Raw genomic sequence first — 24,025 nt, 5'->3', positions numbered from 1 at the left:
CCGACGGTAGATCGCCGGACGGCCCGGTGACTGGCTGTGTCACTACCAGGAACAGCTCGCCCTGCCGCCCGGCCGACTGCCGGCGGACAGTCGACGCGTACCTACTGCGATCACGGATAGAGGATGAGATGAGCGAGAACCTTCCCGGCGGTGCCCTCACCCCCGCTGACGGCCTCACCCTGAGCCGGATGGGCTACGGGGCGATGCAGTTGGCCGGCCCGGGTGTCTTCGGCCCGCCCCGCGACCGCGAGCAGGCGCTCGCCGTGCTCCGCGAGGCCGTCGACCTGGGCGTCCGACACATCGACACCAGCGACTTCTACGGGCCCGTCGTGGTCAACGAGCTGATCCGCGAGGCGCTCCACCCGTACCCCCAGGGTTTGCACCTGGTCACCAAGGTCGGCGCGCGCCGCGGCGCCGACCGCTCCTGGATCCCGGCTCTGGAGCCGGACGACCTCAAGGCCCAGGTACGGGAGAACCTGGAACACCTCGGCCTGGACGTGCTCGACGTGGTCAACCTGCGGGTAGGCGTGGCGGAGGGCACCGGCGACGCGCCGCTCGGTGCGCAGTTCACCGCCCTGGCGGAGCTGCGGCAGGAGGGCCTGATCCGGCACCTCGGGCTCAGCAACGTCACGCTCGACCAACTCACCGAGGCCCAGGCCATCGCGCCGGTGGTCACCGTGCAGAACCTCTACAACCTCGCCAACCGGCAGGACGACGCCCTGGTCGACCGGTGCGCGGCGGAGAACATCGCGTTCGCGGCGTTCTTCCCGCTCGGCGGGTTCACGCCGTTGCAGTCCGACACGCTCGACGGCGTTGCCACCCGGCTGGGTGCCTCACCGCAGCAGGTCGCCCTCGCCTGGCTGCTCCAGCGATCCCCCACCACAGTGCTGATCCCCGGCACCTCCAGCCTGGCGCACCTCAGGGAGAACATGGCGGCGGCCGACCTGAAACTGCCGACCGACGCCATCGAGGAGTTGGACGCTCTTACTCCCTAGTGCTGGTGCGGCCGGTTGCGGATCAGAGTGAGCGCCAGCACGGCGGTGACCAGGAAGACAATGCCGTTGATCCGCAACCCGGCCTGGACACCGGAGGTCAGTGCCTCGGCGATCGCCGCCCGGACCGGGTCGGGCAGCGGTTGGCCGCCGTTGGCACCGGAGGCCACCGCCGCCTGCACTGCGGTACGGGTGGGTTCGCCGACCTGGTGCGCGGCGAGCCGGGCCGGCAGGTCGGACACCATCGTGGTGGTGAGAAGCGTGCCGAGCACCGACGAGCCGAGCACCGAGCCGACCTGGCGGGCGGCGTTGACCGCGCCGGAAGCCATTCCGGCCTGGGCGGGCGCGACGCTGGCCAACGCCGCCGCCGTCGCCGGGGCCACCACCAGACCACTGGCCGCGCCGAACAACGCGAACAACGCCCAGCGGTCACCGAACGACGTGGTCGGCCCCTGGTTCGCCAGCGCGAAGCTGGCCACCGCACCGAGGACCAGACCGAGGGTCAACGGCGCCTTGAATCCGGTACGACGAATCGCGCGCCCGGCACCGAAGGCGACCAGCACGTACGCGCCGAAGAGCACCAGCATCCGCCAGCCGGTGTCCAGCGGGCTGAGCGCCTGGGCACGTTCGTGGAAGAGGACCAGCAGGATCGCCACACCGGTGAAACCGAACAGCGACACGGCGCCGACGACCATGACAGCGCTGAACGACGCGGACCGGAACAGCCGCACGTCGAGCATTGGCGCGCTGGTCCGCAGCTCGACCAGCACGAACGCGACAAGCGCGACGACAGCGACGACCCAGGCCGTCGACACCACCGGGCTGGTGTAGCCGACCTTCCCGCCCTGGATCAGCGCGTAGACGGCGGCCGCGATGGCGACGGTGCCCAGCAGCAGGCCGGGCACGTCGAGTCGGGCTGCGCTCGGCCGGGACTCGGCCACCCCGACGACGGCGACGACGAGGGTGATCAGACCCAGCGCGATCGTCGACAGGTAGACGCTGTGCCACTGGTGGTGCCGCAGCAGGGTGCCGGCGATGAGCGGGCCGATCGCGAGCCCGATGCCGGACGCCGCCGACCATGCGGTGATGACTTCGGTCCGTCGGTGCGGGTCGGTGAAGGTCGCGCCGAGGATCGCCAGGCTGTTTGGCAGGATCAGAGCCCCACCGAGGCCGGCGAGCAACTGCCCGACGATCACCCACGCGACGGTCGGAGCGCCAGCCACGACGGCTGCGCCAATGATCATCGCGACGACCCCGGCGCCGAACATGCGCTTACGCCCGTAGCGGCTGCCCAGGGTGGCCGCGGACAGCACGACGCTCGCGACCATCAGGGTGTAGGCGCTGGGGATCCAGACCACTGTGGTCGGGTCGACCCGCAGATCCCGCTGGATCGTGGTCAGCGCGGAGACCGTCGCGGTGATCTGCAGGAACGTGATCATCGCGCCCAGGCACATGGCGATCAGGGTCACCGTGCGGGAGCCGCGCAAGGATGAACGGGCGGTGGCGGCCGGCCCGGGTGCCGCCGCTCCTGGTGGGGTCTTCCCGGGTGGGGTCGCTCCGGGCGGGATCGGGGCCGTAGGGCTGGTGGTCACTGAAGATCCTTCAGGCTGGTGATCTGACTTGCGTATGCTGAAGTCAGCGCGACCCAGTGAAGCACCTGGCTAGCCTTCATGCAAGTCAGGTAGGCTGGACGGCATGGAGGACCTACGAGACGATCGTGATTCCTGGACGAGCGAAAACTGCTCGGTGGCCCGGGCGATGGACATCGTGGGCAGCAGGTCAACGGTCCTGATCATGCGCGAAGCCCTGCTCGGCACGCGCCGCTTCGACGACTTCGTCCGCCGGGTCGGCGTCGGCGAACCCGCCATGGCCGCCCGCCTCAAGGAGATGGTCGCCGCCGAACTGCTCGAACGAATCCCCTACCGGGAGCCTGGGCAGCGCACTCGCCACGAGTACCAACTCACCCGCAAGGGCCGCGAACTCCTGCCCGTCATCACCGCACTGCGCAACTGGGGCGACACCTGGACCGCCGCCGACACCGGCCCGTCCATCGTCGCCACCCACCACGACTGCGGCGAGCCGATCCGCGCCGTGCTCCGCTGCGCCGCCGGTCACGAGATCGCGGACGGCGACATCGACATCATCGCCGGCCCGGGCCTCGTCCGGCGCGACTGACGCTTCGGCCCACGGCCACACTCCAAAGCGACACTGCCGGCAGGCTCCCAAGCCGCAGCCCCCACCCCGCCCCGCCGGCTACGCGCTGGCTACCGGCTTCACGTTGCCTGCCGCGAGGAAATCGATCATGGTGACTGAAAGTGTCGTACACCTGTTCTAGTGTCGGGTCATGGTCGAGGAGTTGGCGCAGGCAGACGACGCGGTCGCCGCCTGCGTCGACGCCCCCGCATGGCCGCTCCCGGAACATGACCTGATCGCCGCGCTCGACGCCGCGCACCGCCTTCAGCACCGCCTCGCCGCCGTCACCCTCACCCTCATCCGCGAGATCGACGGCCGCGGCACCGCCCGCGCCCAGGGCGCCTCCAACACCGCCGTGTGGCTGCGCGAACGACTACGACTCACCGTCCCCGCCGCCCGCCGCCTGATCGACCTCGCCACCGCCCTCGACACCGGCAACCCCGGCATCCGACAAGCCCTAGCCGACGGGCACCTCACCCTCGACCAGGCCCGAGTCATCACCGACACCGTCGACACCGTCCAGGCCACCGCCGGCACGCAGGCCGCCGACAAGGCCGTCAGCCTGCTCACCGGCTGGGCCGCCCAGTTCGACCCCACCCACCTGCGCAAACTCGGCACCCGCATCCTCGACCACGTCGCCCCCGACATCGCCGACGCCGCCGCCCACGCCGCCCTGCACGCACAAGCACGCCGCGCCGCCCGCGACCAGCACCTCACCCTGTCCGAACAGACCGACGGCCGACTGCGACTCACCGGCACCCTCGACGCCGAAACCGCCGGCCTGTTCCGCGCCGCCATCGACCCACTGACCGCGCCCTCCGGCCCCGACGACACCCGCTCCCCCGGACAACGCCGCCACGACGCCCTCGCCGATGTCTGCCGACTCGCCCTCCGCACCAGTGAGCTACCCGACAGCGGCGGCGACCCGGCGCAGATCGTCGTCACCACCAGCTACGACGGACTGACCCGGCAACTCGGTGCCGGCACGCTCGACACCGGCCTCAGCCTCGCCCCGGACACCGTGCGCCGGCTCGCCTGCGACGCCACCATCCTGCCCGCCGTCCTCGGCGCCACCGGCCAAGTCCTCGACGTCGGCCGACAACGCCGCCTCATCACCGGGCCACTACGCCGCGCCCTCATACTCCGCGACCGCGGCTGCGCGTTCCCCGGCTGCGACCGACCACCGCGCTGGTGCCACGCCCACCACATCCGGCACTGGGCCGACGGCGGCGACACCAGCCTCGACAACGCCGTCCTGCTCTGCGGCCACCACCACCGCCACCTACACCACAGCGACTGGACAGTGCACCTGGCCGGCGACGGCCACCCCGAATTCGTCCCACCAGCCTGGCTCGACCCCGAACAACTCCCCCGCCGCAACCACTACCACCGACGAACGTAAGAGCAGACGGCCGAGGCCCAAGCACCCCTTCAAGCCGGGCAACCACATCCGCGCATGGTCCCGGGTGGCCCACGTCTGGCGGGGACGCTCCGCTGCCTGCTTCAGCGTGTCGCCAGCCGCCAGGCGTGGACCAGCGCTGGCACGTCGGGGTACCGGGCGGTCGGCGCCTGTCTCGTTGCTCGTTCCACGACCCGGCGCTGCTCGCTGGTGCCCCGCCAGGCCGTTGGTGAACTCTGCCGACCATCCCGAGGGCCGCGCCGGTCCTCCGGCGCATCGAGCAGGTGGTGCAGGGTACGGCCGAGAGCGTGCACTGTGGTCCGTTCGTCGATGACCGAGCCGCGGGTGAACTCCTCCGGCGCCATGTAGCGACGTGAACCTGGCAGCCGATCCGCCGCAAGCACGAACGGACCCGGACGGTACTCGTCGAGGTCGATCAGCCGCATCCGGCTGCCGGCGAAGTCGTACAGGAAGCAGCCGTCGTAGAGGTCGACCGCGACGAGGCCGGCGGCGCTGACGGTGAGGTGGGCGTCGAGGATCGCGTCGAGCGCCACCTCGACCTGCGGGACCGGCAACTGCTGGAACCGGGTCAGCCCGCTGCGGTCCGCACCGTGCACCGTGGCGTGATTCAGGACGCTGCCGTCGCACCAGTGGTAGACGAGCGTAGGACCAGCCGCGCCGTGGATCGTCCGGATGGGACGGACGATGGCCGGGTGGCGGACGGTGGCGTGCACCGCGCAGGCCCGGTCGAGGGACGCCCGGCCCTCGACAGTGGTTGCCTTCTTGACGAGCCAGCGGCGACCCGCCTCCTCGACCCCGTAGGACAGGCATCCGGAGTCCTGGGCGTCGAAGACCACGAAGGCCGACTCGACCGACGGCACAGGTAACCCACCGAATGGCACGGATCCCCCATGTCGGCGCTGCCAAATGACGCGCAAAGTACCCGTTGTGTTACGAGCTTGTTTCCAAGATGACAGCCAGGTTACGGGTGCTTCTCGATGATCGATACCGATCCTAGGTTTCGGCCACCGTCATCAGTCGTGGCGGCCGGCACCGAACGTGGAGGCAACGACGTGCCACAACCGAACGCACATCGGACCGGACGAGCCAGGTACGGGGTCAGCATGCTGGCCGCCGTGGCGCTGACCGCGGCCGGCCTGACCAGCCTGCCCGCCAATGCCAGCGCCGCGCCGGCGAGCAGTGGGCCGACCGCCCGCTACCTCGTCCAACTCGCCGAGGAGCCGCTGGCCACCTACACCGGCGGGGTTCCCGGGATCGCGGCGACCAAGCCGGTCGACGGGGCCAAGCTGAACCGCACGTCCGGCAGCGCCAACGCGTACCGGGATCACCTGCGCCGGCAGCGTAAGACGGTGCTGGACCACGTCGGTGTGCCGGCCGAGCGCACCCGCGTCACCATGGAGACCGCGTTCAACGGCTTCGCCGCCGACCTGACCGGGCCGCAGGCCGCCCGGCTGCGCGCCACCAGCGGCGTCCGCGCTGTGTACGAGAGCCAGAAGGTGCACGCCGCCACCTCGCACACCCCCGACTACCTGGGCCTGACCGGCAAGGGCGGGGTGTGGAAGAAGGAGTTCGGTGGAGACTCCCACGCCGGTGAGGGCGTGATCATCGGGATCATCGACAGCGGTTACTGGCCGGAGAGCGCGAGCTTCGCGCCGCTGCCCAGCCCGCGCCCCGACCAGGCCGTCATCGACGGCAAGTGGAAGGGCACCTGCGACGTCGGCGTCGAGGCGCCGGTCACCTGCAACAACAAGGTGATCGGGGCGCGCTGGTACAACGACAGCGGCATCGCCGACGCGTTCCCGGACGACTACTCCTCGCCGCGCGACCGCAACGGCCACGGCACCCACACCGCCAGCACCGCGGCCGGTATCCACGGCGTGCGGGCCACGTCGGGCACCCAGGACCTGGGCATGATCTCCGGCATGGCGCCGGCCGCGCGGTTGGCGATCTACAAGGCTTTGTACGACAACGGTGCGGGCGGAGCTACCGGCACCGACATCGACATCGTGCACGCCATCGACGACGCGGTCGCGGACGGCGTCGACGTCATCAACTACTCGATCGGTGACGACACCGAGCGGTTCGGGGCTGTCGACGCGACGTTCTTCAACGCGGCCGCCGCCGGGGTGTTCGTCGCCGCCGCCGCCGGCAACTCCGGCCCGTTCGCCAACACCGTCGACAACTCGACGCCCTGGCTGACCACCGTGGCCGCGAGCACTACCGATCGGCAGAACACCCGGAAGCTCACCCTCGGCAACGGCACCACCATCGCCGGTGTGGGCATGGGTGAGACCGGCGTCGGGCCGGCCCGACTGGTCTTCGCCAAGGACAGCGCGACCGACCCCGACGGCGCCTACGGTGCCGGCCTCTGCGCCGACGACACGTTGGATCCGGCCAAGGTCAAGGGCGCGATCGTTCTCTGCCTGCGGGGCGAGATCCCGCGTACCGACAAGAGCATCGAGGTGGCGCGGGCCGGCGGCGTCGGCATGGTGCTGTACAACGACGAGCTGAACTCCCTGAACGCCGACGTGCAGGCCGTGCCGACAGTGCACATCAACGAGGTCGACCTGGCCGTGGTCACCGCGTACGTCGCCAAGGGCAACGCCACGGCGACCATCTCGCCGAGCAAGCTGGAGATTGTCGAGGCGCCAGCGGTCGCCGCGTTCTCCTCGGCGGGCCCGTCGAACCTGAACGCGGGTGAGCTGCTCAAGCCGGACATCAGCGCGCCCGGTCAGGACATCGTCGCCGCGTTCTCCCCGTCCATCGGTGGCAACGACTTCGCGCTGGAGTCGGGCACCTCGATGGCGGCGCCGCACATCGCCGGTATCGCCGCCCTCCTGCTGGCCAAGCACCCCGGCTGGTCGCCGGCGGCGGTCCGCTCGGCGCTGATGACCAGCGCGGTCGACAAGACCGACAAGGGCAACCCCATCAAGATCGGCACGTACGACGCGACTCCGCTGAACTACGGTGCCGGCCAGGTCGAGCCGGGCAGCGCCTTCGACCCGGGTCTGGTCTACGACTCGAACCAGCAGGACTGGATCCAGTACCTGTGCGGGGTGTCCGCCGACCGGGGCGGCGACTACGGGCTCGGTGACCTGGACGGCTGCGACGCAGCCGGGGCGATCGACACGGCGCAGCTCAACTACCCGTCCATCTCGCTGGGCCGGATGGTGGGCAAGCAGACAGTGACCCGTACGGTCACCAACGTCAGCGACAAGACCAGCACCTACTCCTCGTCGGTGCAGGCCCCGCCGGGCTACAAGGTCACTGTCACCCCGAAGAAGCTGCAGATCCGGCCGGGCAAGAGCGCCCGCTTCACAGTCGAGGTCACCAACACGGGCGGCGCGTTCGACATCTGGGCCGACGGTTCGCTGACCTGGCGCGACCAGTTCAAGCACGCGGTACGCAGCCCACTGGTCGTGCACAACTCCGGGCTGGTCGCCCCCGACGCCATCACCGGCAGGGGCACCTTCGGCAGCGTCCGGATCGCCGCCGAGATCGGCTACCAGGGTCAGCTGATCTCCCAGCTCTCCGGCCTGACCTCGGGCACCAGCAACGTGGTCACCCTCCAGGGCGACGGACCGAGCTGGGACTGGAGTACGTCGAACAACCTGCCGGTGCCGCTGCCCGCGTCCATCAGCAGGACCACCCTGCACGTGCCGGCCGGGACCCGCAGCCCACTCGTCCAGGTGACGTCGCAGCGGCCCACCTGCTCCCACATCGACTGGGACGACGAGGAGGGGGTGATGGAGTGCACCGAGTTCAGCCTCAACGTCTATGACATGTCCGGGAAGTTCGTCACCGCCACGGCCAGCGGCCGGGACGGCGCCAAGGTGACCCTGCCGGACGGCGCCGGGGACTACATAGTGGTCGTCGAGCAGGAGTTCACCGAGAACATCACTGACGGCGCGAACGCGTACACCGTGACCAGTTATCTGCCGGGCGCGCCGGGCACCTCCACCGGCCGGTTCACCATCGACCCGAAGCAGCGCAGTGTGCGGCCGGGCGCGACGGCGAACCTGACGCTGCGCTGGTTCGGTCTCGCTCCGGGTCAGCGCTACCTCGGGGTGCTGGAGTTCCGCAACGGTGACGGCTCGCTGAAGACCGTGCCGGTCACCGTCCAGTCCTGAGCGTTCCGACGGGCCGGCGGGACGGCGTGTGACCCAGGTCACCGCTGGTCCGCCGGCCCACCGTCCCGCCGGGCAGAGGTGATCTGCTCGGCCCACGGTGATCGACAGCGGCGAGGACAAGACACGGGGCGGCGGGAGCCCGACTCCCGTCCGCCCCGAACGTCTGCGCGGGCCCGTCGAGTTCGTCGGCCGCGCGGCGGAGCTGGCGCAGCTACGCCGGCTCGCCGCAAACCCGCCCTGCCTGATCCTGCTGGAGGGCGAGCCGGGAATCGGCAAGAGTCGACTTGTCGCCGAACTGCTCGCCGAACTCCCCGGGCGGCACCTCATCGGCGAGTGTGACGACGTGCCGGAGCCCTTCCCGCTCGGCGTGCTGCTGGACGCGATCCGGGGCGGCGCCGCCCAACTCGGTCCGCTCAGCCCGGTGGCCGGCGCACTCGCGCCGCTCCTGCCGGAACTGGCCGACGTACTGCCGGACGCGCCGCCCCCGTTGGTCGACCCGGCGGCCGAGCGACATCGCCTGCTCCGCGCCGTCGCGGCGGTGCTCGCCGCGCTGAGCCCGGCCACGCTGTTGCTGGAGGATCTGCACTGGGCGGACCCGGCGACCTGCGAACTCCTCGCCTACCTGAGCACGCACCCGGTGGAAGGGCTGGCCGTGGTGCTGACCGCGCGTACGGCGACGCCGGGGGGCAGTACGCCGATCCACGACGCCCTGGCGCGAACTCCCCCGTGGAGCGTCACGCGCGTTGCGCTCAGCCCGCTGGACGCCGACGACGTACGCCGCCTGGCGGCCCGCACCCTGCGGCTCGATGATCCGCCGCAGCAGCTGACCGCCACCCTGCTCGACCGCACCGCCGGCATCCCGTTCGTGGTCGAGGAGGTGCTGCGGACACTCGCCGAGCGGGGCGGCGACCCGTTGGCGGACGACAGTGTCCCGTTCGTCCTCCGGGACGTGCTGCTCTGGCGGCTGCGCCCACTCGACGAGGCCACCCGGGAGGTGCTCGGCGCGGCGGCCGTACTGGGGATGGCGCCCGATCAGCGCATTCTCGCCTCGGTGCTCGGCCTGGACCGGGTGGCGATCGGCGCGGCGTTGACCGCCGCGCACCGGGCGGGTCTGCTGCACGACGCCGGGGACGGCCTGCGGTTCCGCCACGACCTGGCCCGCCAGGTGGTGTACGACCTGGTGTCCCGGGAGAGCCGGGAGTGGCTGCACCTGCGGGTGGCGCGAGTGTTGGAGCAGGAACTGCCGAGGCCGGTGGCCCAGTTGGCGCACCACTACCGTCGGGCCGGCAGCGGGGCCGACTTCGTCCGCAACGCGGAGGCGGCCGCCGACCTGGCCACCGAACGCGGCGACGACGCGACCGCCGCCAGTTTCCTGCTCCAGACGATGGACATCGCCGAGCTGCCCCGACCGGTACGGGTTCGGCTCGCCGCGAAGCTGGGCCGGTCGGCCATCGACGGGCTCAGCCAGGCCGACGCGATCCCGGTGCTGGAACGGCTGCTCGCCGACCGACGGCTGCCGCCGGGAGCCCGGGGTGAGCTGGGTCTGGTGCTCGGGCGGATGCTGCGCCAGCAGGGCGAGGCGCTGCGCGGGTACACCGAGATCGAGCGTGCCGTGCCGTACCTGCGTGCGCCGCGCCGCAAGGCCCAGGCGCTCGCGGTGCTGGCCGCCCCCGACACCGTCGTCGGCCGGCACGTCGACGACCACCTGGCCCGCTGCGCGCAGGCGGAGACCGCCGCGGCGGCCAGCGGGGATCCGGCGGCGCACCTCGCGGTCCGCATCGCCCGAGCCTCGCTGCTGCTGGAGTTGGGCGACCCGGCGGCCTGGGCGATCATCTCCGAGCTGCGCGCGTCCGTCGAGCTGGCCGACCGGCCCCGCGAGCATGCGCGAGCCTGCCTGAACTGGGCGCAGGGCGCGCTGCACGCCGGCCACCCGGAGCAGGCCGAAGCGCTGCTGGCGGCCGGTCGGGCGCTGGTCGACCAGACGGGGTACGAGCGGCTGGCGTCCCTCGTGGAGGCGACCGAACTGTCACTGGATCGGGCCGCCGGCCGACTGGACGGGCTCGCCGAACGGCTCAGCCGGTTGGTCGCCAGCGCCGAGCGGATGCCGGTCACCCTGCTGGACGCGCGGGCGGAACTGGCGACAGTGCTGGCGCTCACGGTCACCGCCGAACGAGCTGGCAGGGCATACGGCAGCCGCGTCAGCCGCACCGAGGGATGCGCCGGGTTTGGCGGCGGCAACAGAGGCCGCGACGAGGTGGAGTCGGCCGAGCGGGCGCTGCGCGAGGTGGTCGCCGACGCCCGGCGGGTGGGCGCGATCTGGCCGCTGGTGCAGGCACTCTCGGCGCTGGCCCGACTGACGGTGGCCGGGCGACCGGACGAGGCGGTCCGACACGCGGCGGAGGCGCTGTCTGTGGTACGCGGAAAGGGCATCCTGGCGTGGGCCGCCGACGCGGTGCTGGTGCTGGCCGAGGCCGCAGCCGCGCAAGGTGAACCGGCGCGGGCCGCGGCGGCCGTCGCCGAACTGGAAGCCGGGATCGCCGGCCGTGACACGCCCCTCGCCCGGGCCGCCCTGCGCCAATGTCGCGACCTCGTCCCGGCCTGAACCGGCCAGACGCTGACCTCGACCTTTCGGTCGCGGGCCCACCAGCCCTCCCGGCGGCGGGGCAGGGAAGCCGAGGTGGCGGGCCGTCAGTTCGACGGCCCGCCACCGTCTATCAGAGGGTGATCTGGTGCACCCGGTTGTCGACGCCGCGTACCGCCAGCCAGGCGCTGCCGTTGGCACCGGCGGCGGCGCCGGGCGCACCACGGAACGCGTCGGTGGCGAACTCACCGCGTCGGAACCAGCCGCCCCAGGCGCCGTCGGCCAGGTTGCGCTGCCAGAGCCGGTTGTCGGCGGCCAGCGCGAACAGGTAGACCCGGCCGGAGGTGGCGAGCAGTGTCGGGCTGCCGCTGGTGGTGCCGCCCAGGTTGGTCCAGGCCGACCAGGTCGTGCCGGTCCGGCTGCTCCACCACACCTCGTCGGTACGGCTGCGGACCGCCACGTGCAGCACGCCGGCGTCGTCGACGACAGCGCTCGGCCGGCCGTAGAACGGCCGGTTCTCGGGAGCCCCGACGCTGGTCCAGCCGGCGCTCGGCGTACGCGACCAGAGCTTGCCGTCGGCGCCGCGGGCGACGAGGGTCCACTGCGTCGGGTTGGTCCAGGCAACAGTGGGCGCGTCGGTCAGCGTGCCACCGAGGCTGCGCCACGGTCCCCAGCTGCCGGCAACGTAACTGCGCTGCCAGGCAGCGTTGTCGGTGCCGCGGACGAAGACGTCGAGCCGCCCGTCGGCGGAGCCGTACGCCGCCGGCTGGCCGAGGATCCGGCCGCCGACCGGGCCGCCGAGGGAGGTCCAGTGCGTGCCCCACGTCGTACCGGTGCGGGTGTTGACCGCCAGCGCACCGGAAGCGTCGCGGACGAAGGCGGTGGCGTGGGTGTCGTCCACCCGGACCAGCGCCGGGCTGGCGCTGGCGGTGCCACCGAGGTCGGCGCCGGCGACCTGGTCGGTGCCGGTCAGGCCGAGCATGGCCACCCCGTGCGCCGGCACCTCGACGGTGTACGAGCCGGTGAACGGCTGCGCCCCCGGGGTGTTCGGCTGAGCATCCACAGTGGTGCGGGACCACAGGTCACGGACCTTGACCGACCCGCCGAGGGCGACGTCGGCGAAGTTCACAGTGATCTGCTGGGCGCTGTCGTGCCGGTTGAGCAGCGCGACGGCCCGCTTGCCGGAGCCGGCGAGGACCTTGCTCCACACCTGCGCGTCGGTGCCGGTGTCGGCGACCTTGACGCCCTGTCGGACCAGCGGATCCTGGTCCACAGCGATGATCTCCGGGTTGGTCAGCGCGGAGATCATCTCCTTCGGCAGGCCACGCGGGTCGGAGCCGATCACCAGCGGCGCGGCCATGATGGCCCACATGCCGAGCTGCGTCTTGGACTCGTCCAGGCTCAGCTCGTACCCGCCGTCGGGCAGCGGGCGCATCGGCAGCAGGTAGTCCGGGTCGTTGTAGTGCCCCGGCCCGGTGGCCGCCGGGTGGTACGCGTTGACGTCCATGTTGCGCAGCACCCACGGGTACGCCCACTGCGGGCTCGGGTCGGTGAGCCCCACGTCCGTGTAGGTCCGCCAGGAGTCGGCGATGGTGGGTGCGTACGTGTAGCTCCAGGTGGAGAGCTGCTCCGGGGTGTACGGGCCGCCGCCCCAGTCCGAGCTGACCGGGTTGCAGATGTTGAGCAGCATCGGTCGGGGTGACTGGCGTACCGCCTCGGCCAACTCCCGGAAGGTGGTCTCCGGGTCGAGGCCGGCGGCCCGGCCGCAGAGCCAGTCGGCCTTCAGCGCGTCGAAGCCCCAGCCGGCGAACTGGGCGATGTCCGCCCGGTAGTGGCCGTTGCTGCCGAGCCCACACTGCCCGGGCAGGTACGGGCCGGCGTCGGTGTAGATGCCGGCCTTCATCCCCCTGCTGTGGATGTACGCGGCCAGTGCGGCCATTCCGCCGGGGAAGCGCGCCGGGTCGGCGACGAGCTGACCGGCCTCGTTGCGCGGGCTGGGCGCGGCCCAGTTGCCGTCGATCCAGACGTAGGTGTAGCCGGCGTCCCGGAGGCCACTGTGGACCATGTGGTCGGTGACCGACCGTACTTCGGCCTCGGTGGGGTCGCCACCGAGACCGAAGTAGGTGTTCCAGCCCTGGTAGGGCGTCGGGGTGAGGCCGCTGTTGAAGAAGGTCGGCGCGCCCTGGTCCTCCGCGCCGGTGGCCGCCGGGGCGTGACCGGGGCGGCCGGGCCCGTGGCCGGCCTGTGGCGGGTCGGCGTGGGGTGGGCCGGCCATCGCCGGCATCGGGCTGGCCAGGCCCAGGCCGAGCACGGCCAGGGCAGCGGTCAGCTGTCGGTTCAGGCGCATGGAGGTACTCCTGTCCCTCGGGGGTGGGGGTGGTGGTGCTCCGATCTCAGTCGCGGGTCAGCACGATGAGGTCGGCGTCGTGGGTCGCGCTCCACTGCACGGGCAGGCCGACGGTGGCGAGGTGGCTGCCGGAGTAGTGCCGATCACCGTGCGAGTAACGGGCAGCCGGGTCGAGGCCGCGCACTGGCAACCGGACCGGGCGGGACGGAAGCAGGCCGGCGCCGTCGAGCCGGCCGGTGTGCCAGGCCAGGACGACTACCCGGTTCCCGTCCGGCGCGGTGTACTGCACGGCACAGCGGGCCTGGTCGGGGCCGCCGATCAGGTGCACCTCGCCGTGCGTGACGACGTCCCGGATCTCCTTGTAGCGGGCGATCCAGCCGGCCGCCTCGGCCCGCTCGGCGGGGGTCCACGCCCGGATGTCCGCGCCGATGCCGAGCACACCGGCCATCGCCAGGACGAACCGGAACGCCAGCGTTCGGGGGCGGCTGTCGAACAGGCCGGGCGCGTCGGTGACCCAGGAGCTGAGCAGGTGCGGGGCGTTGGCGTGCAGGAAGCCGTACTGGATGGCCAGCCGGTCCAGCGGGCCGGTGTTGTCGCTGGGCCAGAAGACGTCGGCCCGGGCGGCCATCGCCAGGTCGGTCCGTGCGCCCCCGCCGGCACACGCCTCGATCAGCACCCCGGGATGGTCCCGGCGCAACCGCTCGTAGATCCGGTGCAGGTTGGCGACGTGCGCGCCGTCCAGGTCGAGCGGGCCCATCCCACCGGACCGACCCGGCTCGGTGCGCGGCCGGTTGAAGTCCCACTTCAGGTAGTCGATGTCGTACCGGCGCAGCAGGCCGTCGACAGTGGAGTGGATGAACTCGGCGACCTCCGGCCGGCCCAGGTCGAGCAGGTACTGGTTACGGACCGGGGTGAGCGGCCGGGCGTCGACGGCGTAGACCCAGTCGGGGTGCTCGGCGTACAGGGAGGACTTCGGGTTGACGCATTCCGGCTCGACCCAGAGCCCGAAGTTCAGCCCGAGCGCGCGGACGTCGGCGATGAACGTGTCGAACCCGGCCGGGAACTTCGCCGGGTCCGGCGTCCAGTCGCCCAGCCCGGCGGTGTCGTCGTCGCGGCCGACGAACCAGCCGTCGTCCACGACGAACGTCTCCACGCCCAGCTCGGCGGCGATCCGGGCGAGCGCGAGCTGACTCTGCGCCTCGACGGCGAAGTAGGTCGCCTCCCAGGAGTTGTAGAGCACCGGGCGGGGGCTGAGCCGGTCGGCGGCCAGCATTCGCTGGTGGGTGTGCCAGACCCGGGCCAGCCCGTCCAGGCCGTCCGGGCTGTACGCCCCGGTGACCACCGGCAGTGTCAGCCGCTCGCCGGCGGCCAACTCCAGCGGGCCGTCGACCAGTTGACGGCCGACCCGGACCCGGGTCAGACCGCCGGTGTCCCGCTCGGCGCTGATCTCCCACGAGCCGGTCCAGGCCAGCGCCATCCCCCAGGCCGAGCCGGCCGGCTCGGCGGTGTCGCGCACGGCCAGCCAGGGCACGTGCAGATGCCCGGGTACGCCCTGGGAGCTGCCGATGCTGAACGCGCCGTGGCCCAGCTCGACGTGGGAGAGCTGGAACTCCTGCTCCCACTGACCCCACTGATGGCTCAGCAGGGCGCCGTGCGGCGTCGGTACGCAGAACCCGCCCGATCCGGCCCGAACGACCCGCAGCGCGTGGGTGCCGTCGTTGGACAGGTCGACCCACCGCTGCACCACGTCGGTGCCGACGGGCACCCGGTAGTGCACAGTGGCGCGCAGCCCGGTGATCGGGTCGGCGAACTCGACAGCCAGCTCCCGCTGGTCGGCGTCGATCCGCGCGTCGGTGTGCACGAAGCCCACCCGGCGCTGCCCGTTCGCCGTCTCGATCACGAGGTCCGCACCGGTGAATGGGCGGTCGGCGTCGGTGGCGTACTCGATGGGGGCCGCGTCCCCGGCGGTGAGGAACGGAACCGGGCCGTCGTAGGCGACCGGCGAGGGCCCGTCGGAGACGCCGTGCGGCCCCCATGCGACGAGTTCCAGCCAGCGACAGTGCGCGGGTACCCGCACCGTGTACTCGGTGTGCGTGCCGCGCAGCGTCCAGCGCTGCCCGGCCTCGGCGGTCACTTGACCGCTCCGAGCGCCAGACCGGAGACGAAGTGCCGCTGGAAGCGGAGGAACACCGCGACGGTGGGCACGGCCGCGATGACGGTACCGGCGGCGATCACGTTCCAGGACGAGACGAACTGGCCCTGGAGGGCGAGCAGCGCCGGGGTGACCGGCATGTTGTCATCGGTACGCAGCACCGTGATCGCCCAGAGCAGGTCGTTGAAGATCCAGGTGAAGGAGAGCGCCCCGAGAGCGGCCAGCGCGGGTCGGGTCAGCGGCAGCATCACCTTGGTGAAGATCTGCGCCGTGCCGGCGCCGTCGATGGTGGCCGCCTCCTGGATCTCGCCCGGCAGGTCCCGCATGAAGCCGTGCAGGACGAACGTGTAGAAGCCGAGCCCGAAGCCGACCTGCACCGCGATCAACGCCCAGAGCGTGTCGTACAGGCCGGTCAGCTCGCTGAACTTGGCCACCGGGATGAGCAGGATCTGCGGTGGGAGCAGGTTGCCGGCGAGCATCAGCAGCAGGATCGTGCGCCGCCCGGGGATCCGGAAGCGACTCAGCGCGAACGCGGCCATCGCGGCCAGCCCCAGGCTCAGCGCCACCGACGGGACGGTGACCAGCATGCTGTTGATCAGTGCGCGCAGTTCGCCACCGTCGGTCCACGCCTGCCGGTAGGTGTCCAGTGTGAACGACCGGGGCAGGCTGCCCACGCCGTGCGCGGCGATGTCGTCGAACGACCGGGTGGACATCACCACCACCCAGAGCACCGGGCCCAGCCAGAGCAGCGAGAGCAGGATCATGCCGGTGTGGAAGGCCCCGGTACGGAGCTTGTTCATGACGCTTCCTCCCGGAACGCGCGGACCAGGTAGCCGAGGATGACGGCCAGCGCGAGCACGAAGATCACGACAGCGATCGCCGAGGCGTAGCCCAACCGCAGGCTCTGAAACGCTGTCGAGTACATGTAGGTGCTGAGCAGCTCCGACGAGTGGTACGGCCCGCCCTTGGTCAGCGACCAGACGATGTCGAACGAGCGCAGCGAGTCGATCACGATGACCGACAGCACCACGGCGTTGACCCCCTTCATCTGGGGGATGGTGACGTGCCACAGCCGCTGCCAGGAGTTGGCGCCGTCCATCCGGGCCGCCTCGTGCAGCGCCGGGTCGATCGCCTTCAACCCGGCCAGGAACAGCACCATCACGTAGCCGATCTGCCGCCACAGCGCGGGCAGGATCACCGCGTACAGGGCGGTCTGCGGGTCGGCGAGCCAGGGCCGGATCAGCTGTTCCAGGCCGACCGCCCGCAGCAGCGTGTCGGCGATGCCGTCGGGCTGGTAGAAGACCCGCCACACCAGCGCGGTCACCACCAGCGAGAACACCACAGGGGTGAACAGCGCGGCCCGGTAGAAGCCGACACCGCGCCGCTCCTTTTGTAGGACGAGTGCCATCCCGAAGCCACCCAGCACGGAGAGGCCGCCGAAGAGCACCAGCCAGATCACCGTGTTGACCAACGCACCCCGGAAGGTGGCGTCGCCGGCCAGCTCGAGGTAGTTGTCGGTGCCGACGAAGGTCGGCGGTGTCATCCCGTCCCAGCGGGTGAGGGAGAACCAGAAGCCCTGGATCGCCGGCCAGAAGACCCAGACGCTCTCGACCGCGAACGGCACGAGGACGAACGCCACCAGCAGCGGCGACAGTCGAGCCGACCGTCGCCGCCGTCGGGTGGGGGTGATCGAAGTCGTGGAGATCGTTGCTGTCACGTCAGCCCTTGAAGACCTTCTCGGCGCCGGCCTGCCACTCCCGCAGGATCGCGTCGATCTGGTCCGGCTTGTCGATGAACTTGGTCAGCGCGGTGTCCGCTGTCGGCTGGAGCGCGTCGCTGGAGTCGCGGTTGAAGAACTGGGTCAGCTCCTTGGCCTCGTTCAGCATCGCCTTGCCCTTGACCACCAGGGGCGAGTCCGACGCCCTGGCCTTGGGGTTGGCCGGCAGCACGATGCCGGAGCTGGCCTTGACGTACGCCTCCTGGGCCTCGACCCCGGAGAGGTAGCTGAGCAGGGCCTTGGTGCCGGTCGGGTTGGCGGTCTTCGCGCTGGCGAAGAAGCCGTCGGTCGGGGCCTCCTCGGCCAGCGGCACCGCCGGATCGATGATCGGGAACCGGAAGAAGTCCAGGTCGCCGAGCGCGTCCTTCGGTGCCGCGTCGGCGAAGAACGTGCCGATCAGGAACATGCCGGTCTTGCCGGCCAGCAGCGCTGTGGTCGCCTCCTGGAACGGGTACGCCTTGCCCTTGGGGTCGAAGTAGGGCAGGGCCTCGCGCCAGCGGGTGAAGACCGCCTTGACCTTCGGGTCGTCGAACCGCTGCTTGCCGGCGAGCAGCTCGCGGTGGAACGGCGCGCCGTTGATCCGGATGTTCAGGTAGTCGAACCAGGCCGAGGCCACCCAGGGGGTGTCGCCGAGGCCGATGCCGATCGGCGGGATGCCCTTGCTCTTCAACGTCTCGCACAGCGCCAGGAACTCGGTCCAGGTCTTCGGCTCCTGCACGCCCCACTTGGCGAAGTTGGACTTGCGGTAGAAGAAGCCCCACCAGTAGTTGTTCATCGGCACGAAGATCTGCTTGCCGCTGGCGTCGGTGGAGAGGGTGCGCAGCGACTGCGGGTAGTCGTCCAGTGACTTCCACACCTCGGACACGTCCAGCAGCAGGTTCTTGCTGGCGTAGTCGTTGGCGACCGAGCCCGCGTACCAGGTGTAGAGGTCCGGCGGATTGGCCGAGGTCAGGTAGGTCGGCAGCTGGGTCCGGAAGGTCTCCGAGGCGATCGTGTTGAGGCTCGCCGTGCCCTTGCCCTGCGCGTTGAAGGTCTCGATCAGCTTCTCCATCGCCGCCTTGGCCTGCGGCGAGGAGAGGTTGGACTGGATGGTGACCGCGCCCGAGCCGTTGCTCGTGGTCGGCCCGCTGGCGGAGCTGGCGCACGCGCTGAGGAACGAGCTGGCGCCGAGCGCGCCCATGCCGGCGAGCCCGAGGTGGCCAAGGAATCGCCGGCGACCGGGGTCGAAGTCGCTCACGGAGGTATCCCTTCCTTTACGACACTCAGCGTCACCACTTGATGTGTCGTCCATGTGAATGCTGTGACCAGAAGGTTGCATCGACCCTCGCCGGCTGTCAAGATATCTTCGTAATTAATGATTAGACGAGACCAAGGCGAGGGTCAGGTGGATCAGCCTATGCGCCGGCTTGAGGGCAAGAACGCGCTGGTCACCGGTGCGATGGGTGGAATCGGTGCGGCCATCGCCCGGCGGCTCGCCGCCGAGGGGGCAGCGGTTGCGCTGCTCGACGTGGCCGACTCGGCCCCACTAGCCGACGAGCTGACCGCGCGAGGCAACCGCGCACTGTCCGTAGTGGGCGATGTCAGCGACGAGGCCGACTGGACGGCCGCCGTGAGCGCCGTACGGGAGCACCTCGGCCCGGTCGACATCCTGGTCAGCACCGCGTACGCAGTGCGGGTCGCGCCGGCGCACGAGACCAGCCGGCAGTCCTGGGACCACCAGCTCGGCGTCAGCCTCACCGGCTCCTTCCTCGGCGTCCGCGCCTGCCTGGACGACCTGCTGGCACGCTCCGGCGCGGTGGTGCTGATCTCCTCGGTGCACGCGCTGGTCGGGTTGCCCGGCCGGCCCGCGTACGCCGCGGCCAAGGGTGGCCTGGTCGCGCTCGGCCGCCAACTCGCCGTCGAGTACGGCCCGCAGGTCCGGGTCAACACCGTGCTTCCCGGGCCGATCCTCACCGCCGCCTGGGCCGACGTGTCCGAACAGGACCGCCAACGCAGCATCGCGGAGACCGTCGCGAAGCGCTTCGGCACACCGGACGAGGTGGCCGCCACCGTCGCCTTCCTCGCCTCGCCGGACGCCGCCTACATCACCGGCGCGAGCCTCGTGGTGGACGGTGGCTGGACAGCGGTGAAAGCCTCGGCCTGAGAGATCGATACCGACCAGCGAAAAGGCCAGGAGCATTGGCACAGTACGCACGCCGCGGCGTCCACGGGCAGACAGTCGAAGCGATCGCCCGTCGCATCCTCACCGGCGAGATCGCCGCCGGCGCGACCCTGAACATCGTCGCGTTGCAGGAGGAGTTCGACGTCAGCCTCACCGCGCTCCGCGAGGCGCTGAAGGTCCTCTCGGCCAAGGGCATCGTCGACGCCCGACAGAAGCGCGGCACCTTCGTCCGACCCCGCGCGGACTGGAACCTGCTCGACGGCGACGTGATCCGCTGGCAGTTCGCCGAGGGCACCGACCAGCGGTTGCTCGACCAACTGCACGAGGTGCGCGCCATCATCGAGCCGGCCGCCGCACGGCTGGCCGCCACCCGCGCCACCGAGGACGACCTGACCACCCTCGATGGGGCGCTGGACGAGATGGCCCAGGCCAACGGTGATCCCGCCGCCGCCATCGCCGCCGACCTCTCCTTCCACCGCGCGCTGCTCACCGCCACCCACAACGAGCTGCTGGAGCGGATGGAGGTGGTGATGGAGACCGGGCTCGCCGAACGGGACCGGCTGGTGCACGGTGGCAGCCCGCACGACGACCCGGTGCCCAGCCACCGCGCGGTGGTCGACGCGCTGCGCGACCGGGACGAGACGGCGGCCGAGACCGCGATGCGTCAGTTGCTGGACAAGGCCGTCCGCGACGTCGAGAAGGCACGGGGACGAAGGGGCAGTCAGTGAAGATCGCGCGGATCGAGACCTTCCTGGTCGCGCCACGGTGGTTGTTCTGCCGGGTGGAGACCGACGACGGGCTGGTCGGGTGGGGTGAGCCGGTGGTCGAGGGCCGCGCCGAGGTGGTGCGCAGCGCCGTCGAGGTGCTCTCCGAACACCTGATCGGTGCGGACCCCCTGCGCATCGAGCAGCACTGGCAGGTGCTCACCAAGGGCGGCTTCTACCGGGGCGGCCCGATCCTCTCCAGCGCCGTCGCCGGCCTCGACCAGGCACTCTGGGACATCGCCGGGCAGGCGTACGGCGCGCCGGTGCACGCACTGCTCGGCGGGCACGTGCGCGACCGGGTGCGGATCTACTCGTGGATCGGCGGGGACGAACCCGGCGAGGTGGCCGACGCCGCCGCCGCGCAGGTCGCCGCCGGCCTCACCGGGGTCAAGATGAACGCCTGCGGGCGGCTCTCACCGATCCCCACCTCGGCCGAGGTGGACGCGGTCATCGGCCGGGTGGCCGCCGCCCGCGAGGTGCTCGGCCCCGACCGGGACATCGCTGTGGACTTCCACGGTCGCGCCGGGATGGCCGCCGTCCGCCGGATCCTGCCCGAACTGGCCGCCCTGCGCCCGTTCTTCGTGGAGGAGCCGGTCCTGCCCGATCAGGCTCACCACCTGCGCGACATCGTGGCCAGCACGCCGATCCCGGTGGCCACCGGCGAACGGCTCTACGGCCGGTCCGAGTTCCTCGGCCCGTTGCAGGCCGGGGTCGCCGTGGTCCAACCGGATTTGTCGCACGCCGGTGGGATCTCCGAGGTCCGCCGGATCGCCGCGTTGGCCGAGACGTACGGCGCGTTGCTCGCCCCGCACTGCCCGCTCGGCCCGATCTCCCTGGCGGCCAGTCTCCAGGTGGCCTTCGCGACGCCGAACTTCCTGATCCAGGAGCAGAGCATCGGCATCCACTACAACGCCGGCTCGGAGTTGCTGGACTACCTCGTCGACCCGGAGCCGTTCCGGTTCGTGGACGGGCACATCGCCCGCCTCGACCGGCCCGGGTTGGGCATCACTGTCGACGAGACAGCGGTCCGCAAGGCCGCCCAAACCCCACACACCTGGCGCAACCCGGTCTGGCAGCACGCCGACGGGTCCTTCGCCGAGTGGTGACCGGCATGCGGCCGGTGGCCCTGCGGGTGGCGTACGACGCGCCGCACGGCGGCCGGTGGACGAGTCTGCGCGGCGGTGGCCGGGAGTGGCTCTGGCGTGGCCCGGGGCCCGGCCGGCATCAGGTACGCCCCGACGACGCGTTCGTCGACGCCGGCGGGCTGGAGGAGTGCCTGCCCACAGTGCGCGGCGAGCCCGACCATGGCGAGGTGTGGTCGCGGCAGTGGCGCAGCACCGGGCCCGGCACCGTGGTCATCGAGCGGCCGACGTTCACAGTCACCCGCCGGATCACCGACTCCGGCGGCGTGGTGGTGGCCGACTACCGGCTGGCCGCCGACCCCGGGTACCGGTTCGTCTGGGCCGCGCACGCCCTGCTCGACCTCTCCCCCGCCGCCCGTCTCGACGCACCGGCCGGCACCCCGACCAGGCTGCACCCGGAGGCCGCCGCGCTCCTGCCGCCGGGAAGCTGGCCTCCCGGCGACCCGTGGCTGACCGGGCCGTGGCCGGCCCCGGCCGGGCTGACGCTAAACATGTTCGGGCCGGACGACGGGACCGCGCTCGGCGCGGTGCTGCTCGACTGCGCCCGGGCGCAGGTGATCGACGGCGCCGACCGGCTGACTCTGGAGCTGGAGTGCGCCGACCAGCCCCGCAGCACCGCGCTCTGGCGCAACCTGGGCGGCTGGCCGGTGAACGGCCCCTACCGCAGCATCGGGATCGAGCCGATGCTCGGCGCGGCCTTCGACCTGGCCGACGCCGGCCCCTCCGACGCGGCGGTCGTCCCGCCCACCGGCGAGGTCACCTGGCGACTCAGCATCTCCGCCCACCGCAACCACTGAGGACACCGGAATGAACCTGCTCGACGAGCTACGTACCCATCGGCTGTTGGCCATCGTGCGCGGCCCGGACCCGGCCGCCGCGCTGACCGCCGTGCTCACGGTGGCCGAGAGCGGCGTCGCCCTGATCGAGGTCTCGATGACCAGCGCCGACGCGCTCGGCGTCATCCGCCGCGCCCGCGCTGCCCTCGGGCCCGACTTCGCCCTGGGCGCCGGCACCGTGCTCAGCGCCGAGGACGCCCACGCGGCGGCCGACGCGGGCGCCGGTTTCCTGGTCACCCCGGCGATCGCACCGAGCCTCGCCGAGGGTGGCCGGCTCGGGTTGCCGGTGCTCGCCGGTGCCCTCACCCCCACCGAGGTGGTGCAGGCCGTCGACGGCGGGGCCGCCGCGATCAAGCTCTTCCCGGCCTCGCTCGGCGGGCCCGACTACCTCGGCGCCCTGCGCGACCCGTTCCCCGGTATCGCGTTCGTGCCGGTCGGTGGTGTCGACGCGGACGGTGCGCGGCGCTACCTCGACAGGGGCGCGACAGCCGTCGGGGTCGGCTCCCCGCTGCTCGGCGACGCCGTTCGAGGCGGCGACACGACGGCGCTGCGGGAGCGCGCCGCCGACTTCCTCGCGGCGGTCCGGCCATGACCGACCTGCTCACCCTCGGCGAGACGATGGCGGCGTTCCGCACCACCGGCCCACTGCGACTGGGCGGCACCGCCGGTATCTCCGTCGCCGGGTCCGAATCGAACGTGGCGATCGGCCTGGCCCGGCTCGGTCACCGGGCGGCCTGGGTCGGTGTCACCGGCGCCGACGAGCCCGGCGAGCTGGTCCGCCGTACGTTGCGCGCCGAGGGTGTCGAGCTGACCTGGGCCCGGGTCGACGCTACCGCCCCGACCGGGCTGATCCTCTTCGAGAACCGGGTCGCCGACATCAACCGGGTCACCTACCACCGCGCAGGGTCGGCCGGCTCCCGGCTGGGCCCGGCCGATGTGACCCGGGTCTTCGACGCGCCCGGGCCACCGCCCCGGCTGCTGCACGTCACCGGCATCACCTGCGCGCTCGGCGTCGAGCCGTACCAGGCGGTGGTGGAGGCCGTGCGGCGCGCCCGCGACGCCGGCAGCACGATCTGCCTGGACGTCAACCACCGCAACCGGCTCTGGTCGGTCGCTGAGGCCGCCGCCGCGCTACGCCCGCTGCTGCCCTCGATCGACCTGGTGGTCGCCTCCGACGACGAGCTGGCGGTGCTCACCGACGCGACCGACCCGGCATCGGCGTTACTCTCGGCCGGCGTCACCGAGGTCGTGGTCAAGCACGGCGCCGGTGGCGCGACCAGCCACACCGCGACCGGCGCCATCCACCGTCCAGCCCGGACGGTGCCGGTGGTGGACACCGTCGGCGCGGGCGACGCCTTCGTCGCCGGGCTGCTCTCCGGCTGGCTCGACGGCGTCGACGCGGCGGCCCGACTGGACCGGGCCGTCACCACCGGCGCGTTCGCGGTCGCCACCCGGGGCGACTGGGAGGGCCTGCCCGACCGTGCCGAGCTGGCGCTGCTCGACCACGGCCCCGGCGGTACGGTCCGCTGA

General features: G+C 71.8%; 18 protein-coding genes. 11 read left to right on the top strand and 7 right to left on the bottom strand.

Going from position 1 to position 24,025, the window contains the following annotated elements; genetic code table 11:
• Positions 1–128 precede the first annotated feature (128 nt).
• Complete coding sequence (locus NIE79_RS31450; RefSeq protein WP_238682021.1) at positions 129–995, top strand: oxidoreductase; 867 nt, start codon at positions 129–131, stop codon at positions 993–995.
• Here the strand turns inward: NIE79_RS31450 and NIE79_RS31445 are convergent.
• Entirely contained in the window at positions 992–2,584 is a 1,593-nt protein-coding gene (locus NIE79_RS31445; protein WP_238682020.1) for an MFS transporter, read from the bottom strand. The genes NIE79_RS31450 and NIE79_RS31445 overlap by 4 nt on opposite strands.
• A gap of 103 nt (positions 2,585–2,687) precedes the next feature.
• Here NIE79_RS31445 and NIE79_RS31440 point away from each other — a divergent pair, with 103 nt between their 5' ends.
• On the top strand, positions 2,688–3,167 hold the full coding sequence (locus NIE79_RS31440; RefSeq protein WP_238682019.1) for a winged helix-turn-helix transcriptional regulator: 480 nt from the start codon (positions 2,688–2,690) through the stop codon (positions 3,165–3,167).
• A gap of 169 nt (positions 3,168–3,336) precedes the next feature.
• Positions 3,337–4,587 (top strand): HNH endonuclease signature motif containing protein, encoded by a 1,251-nt coding sequence (locus NIE79_RS31435; RefSeq protein WP_238682018.1) that lies wholly within the window; start codon positions 3,337–3,339, stop codon positions 4,585–4,587.
• 101 nt (positions 4,588–4,688) lie between these two features.
• Here NIE79_RS31435 and NIE79_RS31430 read toward each other — a convergent pair whose 3' ends face one another.
• On the bottom strand, positions 4,689–5,465 hold the full coding sequence (locus NIE79_RS31430; RefSeq protein ID WP_238682017.1) for a protein kinase family protein: 777 nt from the start codon (positions 5,463–5,465) through the stop codon (positions 4,689–4,691).
• Positions 5,466–5,708: 243 nt separating this feature from the next.
• Here NIE79_RS31430 and NIE79_RS31425 point away from each other — a divergent pair, with 243 nt between their 5' ends.
• Positions 5,709–8,735 carry a S8 family serine peptidase gene (locus NIE79_RS31425; RefSeq protein WP_238682016.1) on the top strand — a complete coding sequence of 1,009 codons (3,027 nt, stop codon included), beginning with the start codon at positions 5,709–5,711 and terminating at the stop codon, positions 8,733–8,735.
• A 97-nt stretch (positions 8,736–8,832) separates the two neighbouring features.
• Positions 8,833–11,337, top strand: a complete 2,505-nt coding sequence (locus NIE79_RS33885) for an ATP-binding protein (RefSeq protein ID WP_308193252.1) — start codon at positions 8,833–8,835, stop codon at positions 11,335–11,337.
• A 112-nt stretch (positions 11,338–11,449) separates the two neighbouring features.
• Here NIE79_RS33885 and NIE79_RS31415 read toward each other — a convergent pair whose 3' ends face one another.
• From NIE79_RS31415 to NIE79_RS31395, 5 genes are read right to left on the bottom strand one after another with little or no spacing between them, the layout of a single operon-like run.
• The gene (locus tag NIE79_RS31415; RefSeq protein ID WP_238682015.1) at positions 11,450–13,663 is read right to left on the bottom strand and encodes a DUF8189 domain-containing protein; all 2,214 of its coding nucleotides are present in this window, start codon (positions 13,661–13,663) and stop codon (positions 11,450–11,452) included.
• A gap of 46 nt (positions 13,664–13,709) precedes the next feature.
• Positions 13,710–15,797, bottom strand: a complete 2,088-nt coding sequence (locus tag NIE79_RS31410; RefSeq protein ID WP_238682014.1) for an alpha-galactosidase — start codon at positions 15,795–15,797, stop codon at positions 13,710–13,712.
• Positions 15,794–16,615 carry a carbohydrate ABC transporter permease gene (locus NIE79_RS31405; RefSeq protein WP_196920834.1) on the bottom strand — a complete coding sequence of 274 codons (822 nt, stop codon included), beginning with the start codon at positions 16,613–16,615 and terminating at the stop codon, positions 15,794–15,796. Before NIE79_RS31405 ends, NIE79_RS31410 begins: the two co-directional genes overlap by 4 nt.
• A complete protein-coding gene (locus tag NIE79_RS31400) occupies positions 16,612–17,532 on the bottom strand; it encodes a carbohydrate ABC transporter permease (RefSeq protein ID WP_238682013.1) in 921 nt (306 codons plus the stop codon). The genes NIE79_RS31405 and NIE79_RS31400 overlap by 4 nt, the downstream gene beginning before the upstream one ends.
• Position 17,533: 1 nt before the next feature.
• A complete protein-coding gene (locus NIE79_RS31395) occupies positions 17,534–18,829 on the bottom strand; it encodes an ABC transporter substrate-binding protein (RefSeq protein ID WP_238682012.1) in 1,296 nt (431 codons plus the stop codon).
• A 159-nt stretch (positions 18,830–18,988) separates the two neighbouring features.
• Here NIE79_RS31395 and NIE79_RS31390 point away from each other — a divergent pair, with 159 nt between their 5' ends.
• From NIE79_RS31390 to NIE79_RS31365, 6 genes are read left to right on the top strand one after another with little or no spacing between them, the layout of a single operon-like run.
• The gene (locus NIE79_RS31390; RefSeq protein ID WP_238682011.1) at positions 18,989–19,735 is read left to right on the top strand and encodes an SDR family NAD(P)-dependent oxidoreductase; all 747 of its coding nucleotides are present in this window, start codon (positions 18,989–18,991) and stop codon (positions 19,733–19,735) included.
• 35 nt (positions 19,736–19,770) lie between these two features.
• Positions 19,771–20,481: a FadR/GntR family transcriptional regulator gene (locus NIE79_RS31385; RefSeq protein WP_238682010.1), complete on the top strand. Its 711-nt coding sequence runs from the start codon at positions 19,771–19,773 to the stop codon at positions 20,479–20,481.
• The gene (gene dgoD / locus NIE79_RS31380; protein WP_238682009.1) at positions 20,478–21,623 is read left to right on the top strand and encodes a galactonate dehydratase; all 1,146 of its coding nucleotides are present in this window, start codon (positions 20,478–20,480) and stop codon (positions 21,621–21,623) included. Before NIE79_RS31385 ends, dgoD begins: the two co-directional genes overlap by 4 nt.
• Positions 21,624–21,628: 5 nt before the next feature.
• Positions 21,629–22,456: a hypothetical protein gene (locus NIE79_RS31375; RefSeq protein WP_238682008.1), complete on the top strand. Its 828-nt coding sequence runs from the start codon at positions 21,629–21,631 to the stop codon at positions 22,454–22,456.
• A 10-nt stretch (positions 22,457–22,466) separates the two neighbouring features.
• Positions 22,467–23,087 carry a bifunctional 4-hydroxy-2-oxoglutarate aldolase/2-dehydro-3-deoxy-phosphogluconate aldolase gene (locus NIE79_RS31370; protein ID WP_238682007.1) on the top strand — a complete coding sequence of 207 codons (621 nt, stop codon included), beginning with the start codon at positions 22,467–22,469 and terminating at the stop codon, positions 23,085–23,087.
• On the top strand, positions 23,084–24,025 hold the full coding sequence (locus NIE79_RS31365; RefSeq protein ID WP_238682006.1) for a sugar kinase: 942 nt from the start codon (positions 23,084–23,086) through the stop codon (positions 24,023–24,025). Before NIE79_RS31370 ends, NIE79_RS31365 begins: the two co-directional genes overlap by 4 nt.

The organism is Micromonospora trifolii, assembly GCF_022229005.1.
Taxonomy (GTDB): Bacteria; Actinomycetota; Actinomycetes; order Mycobacteriales; family Micromonosporaceae; genus Micromonospora; species Micromonospora trifolii.
This window is presented reverse-complemented; position numbering and strand designations above follow the sequence as displayed.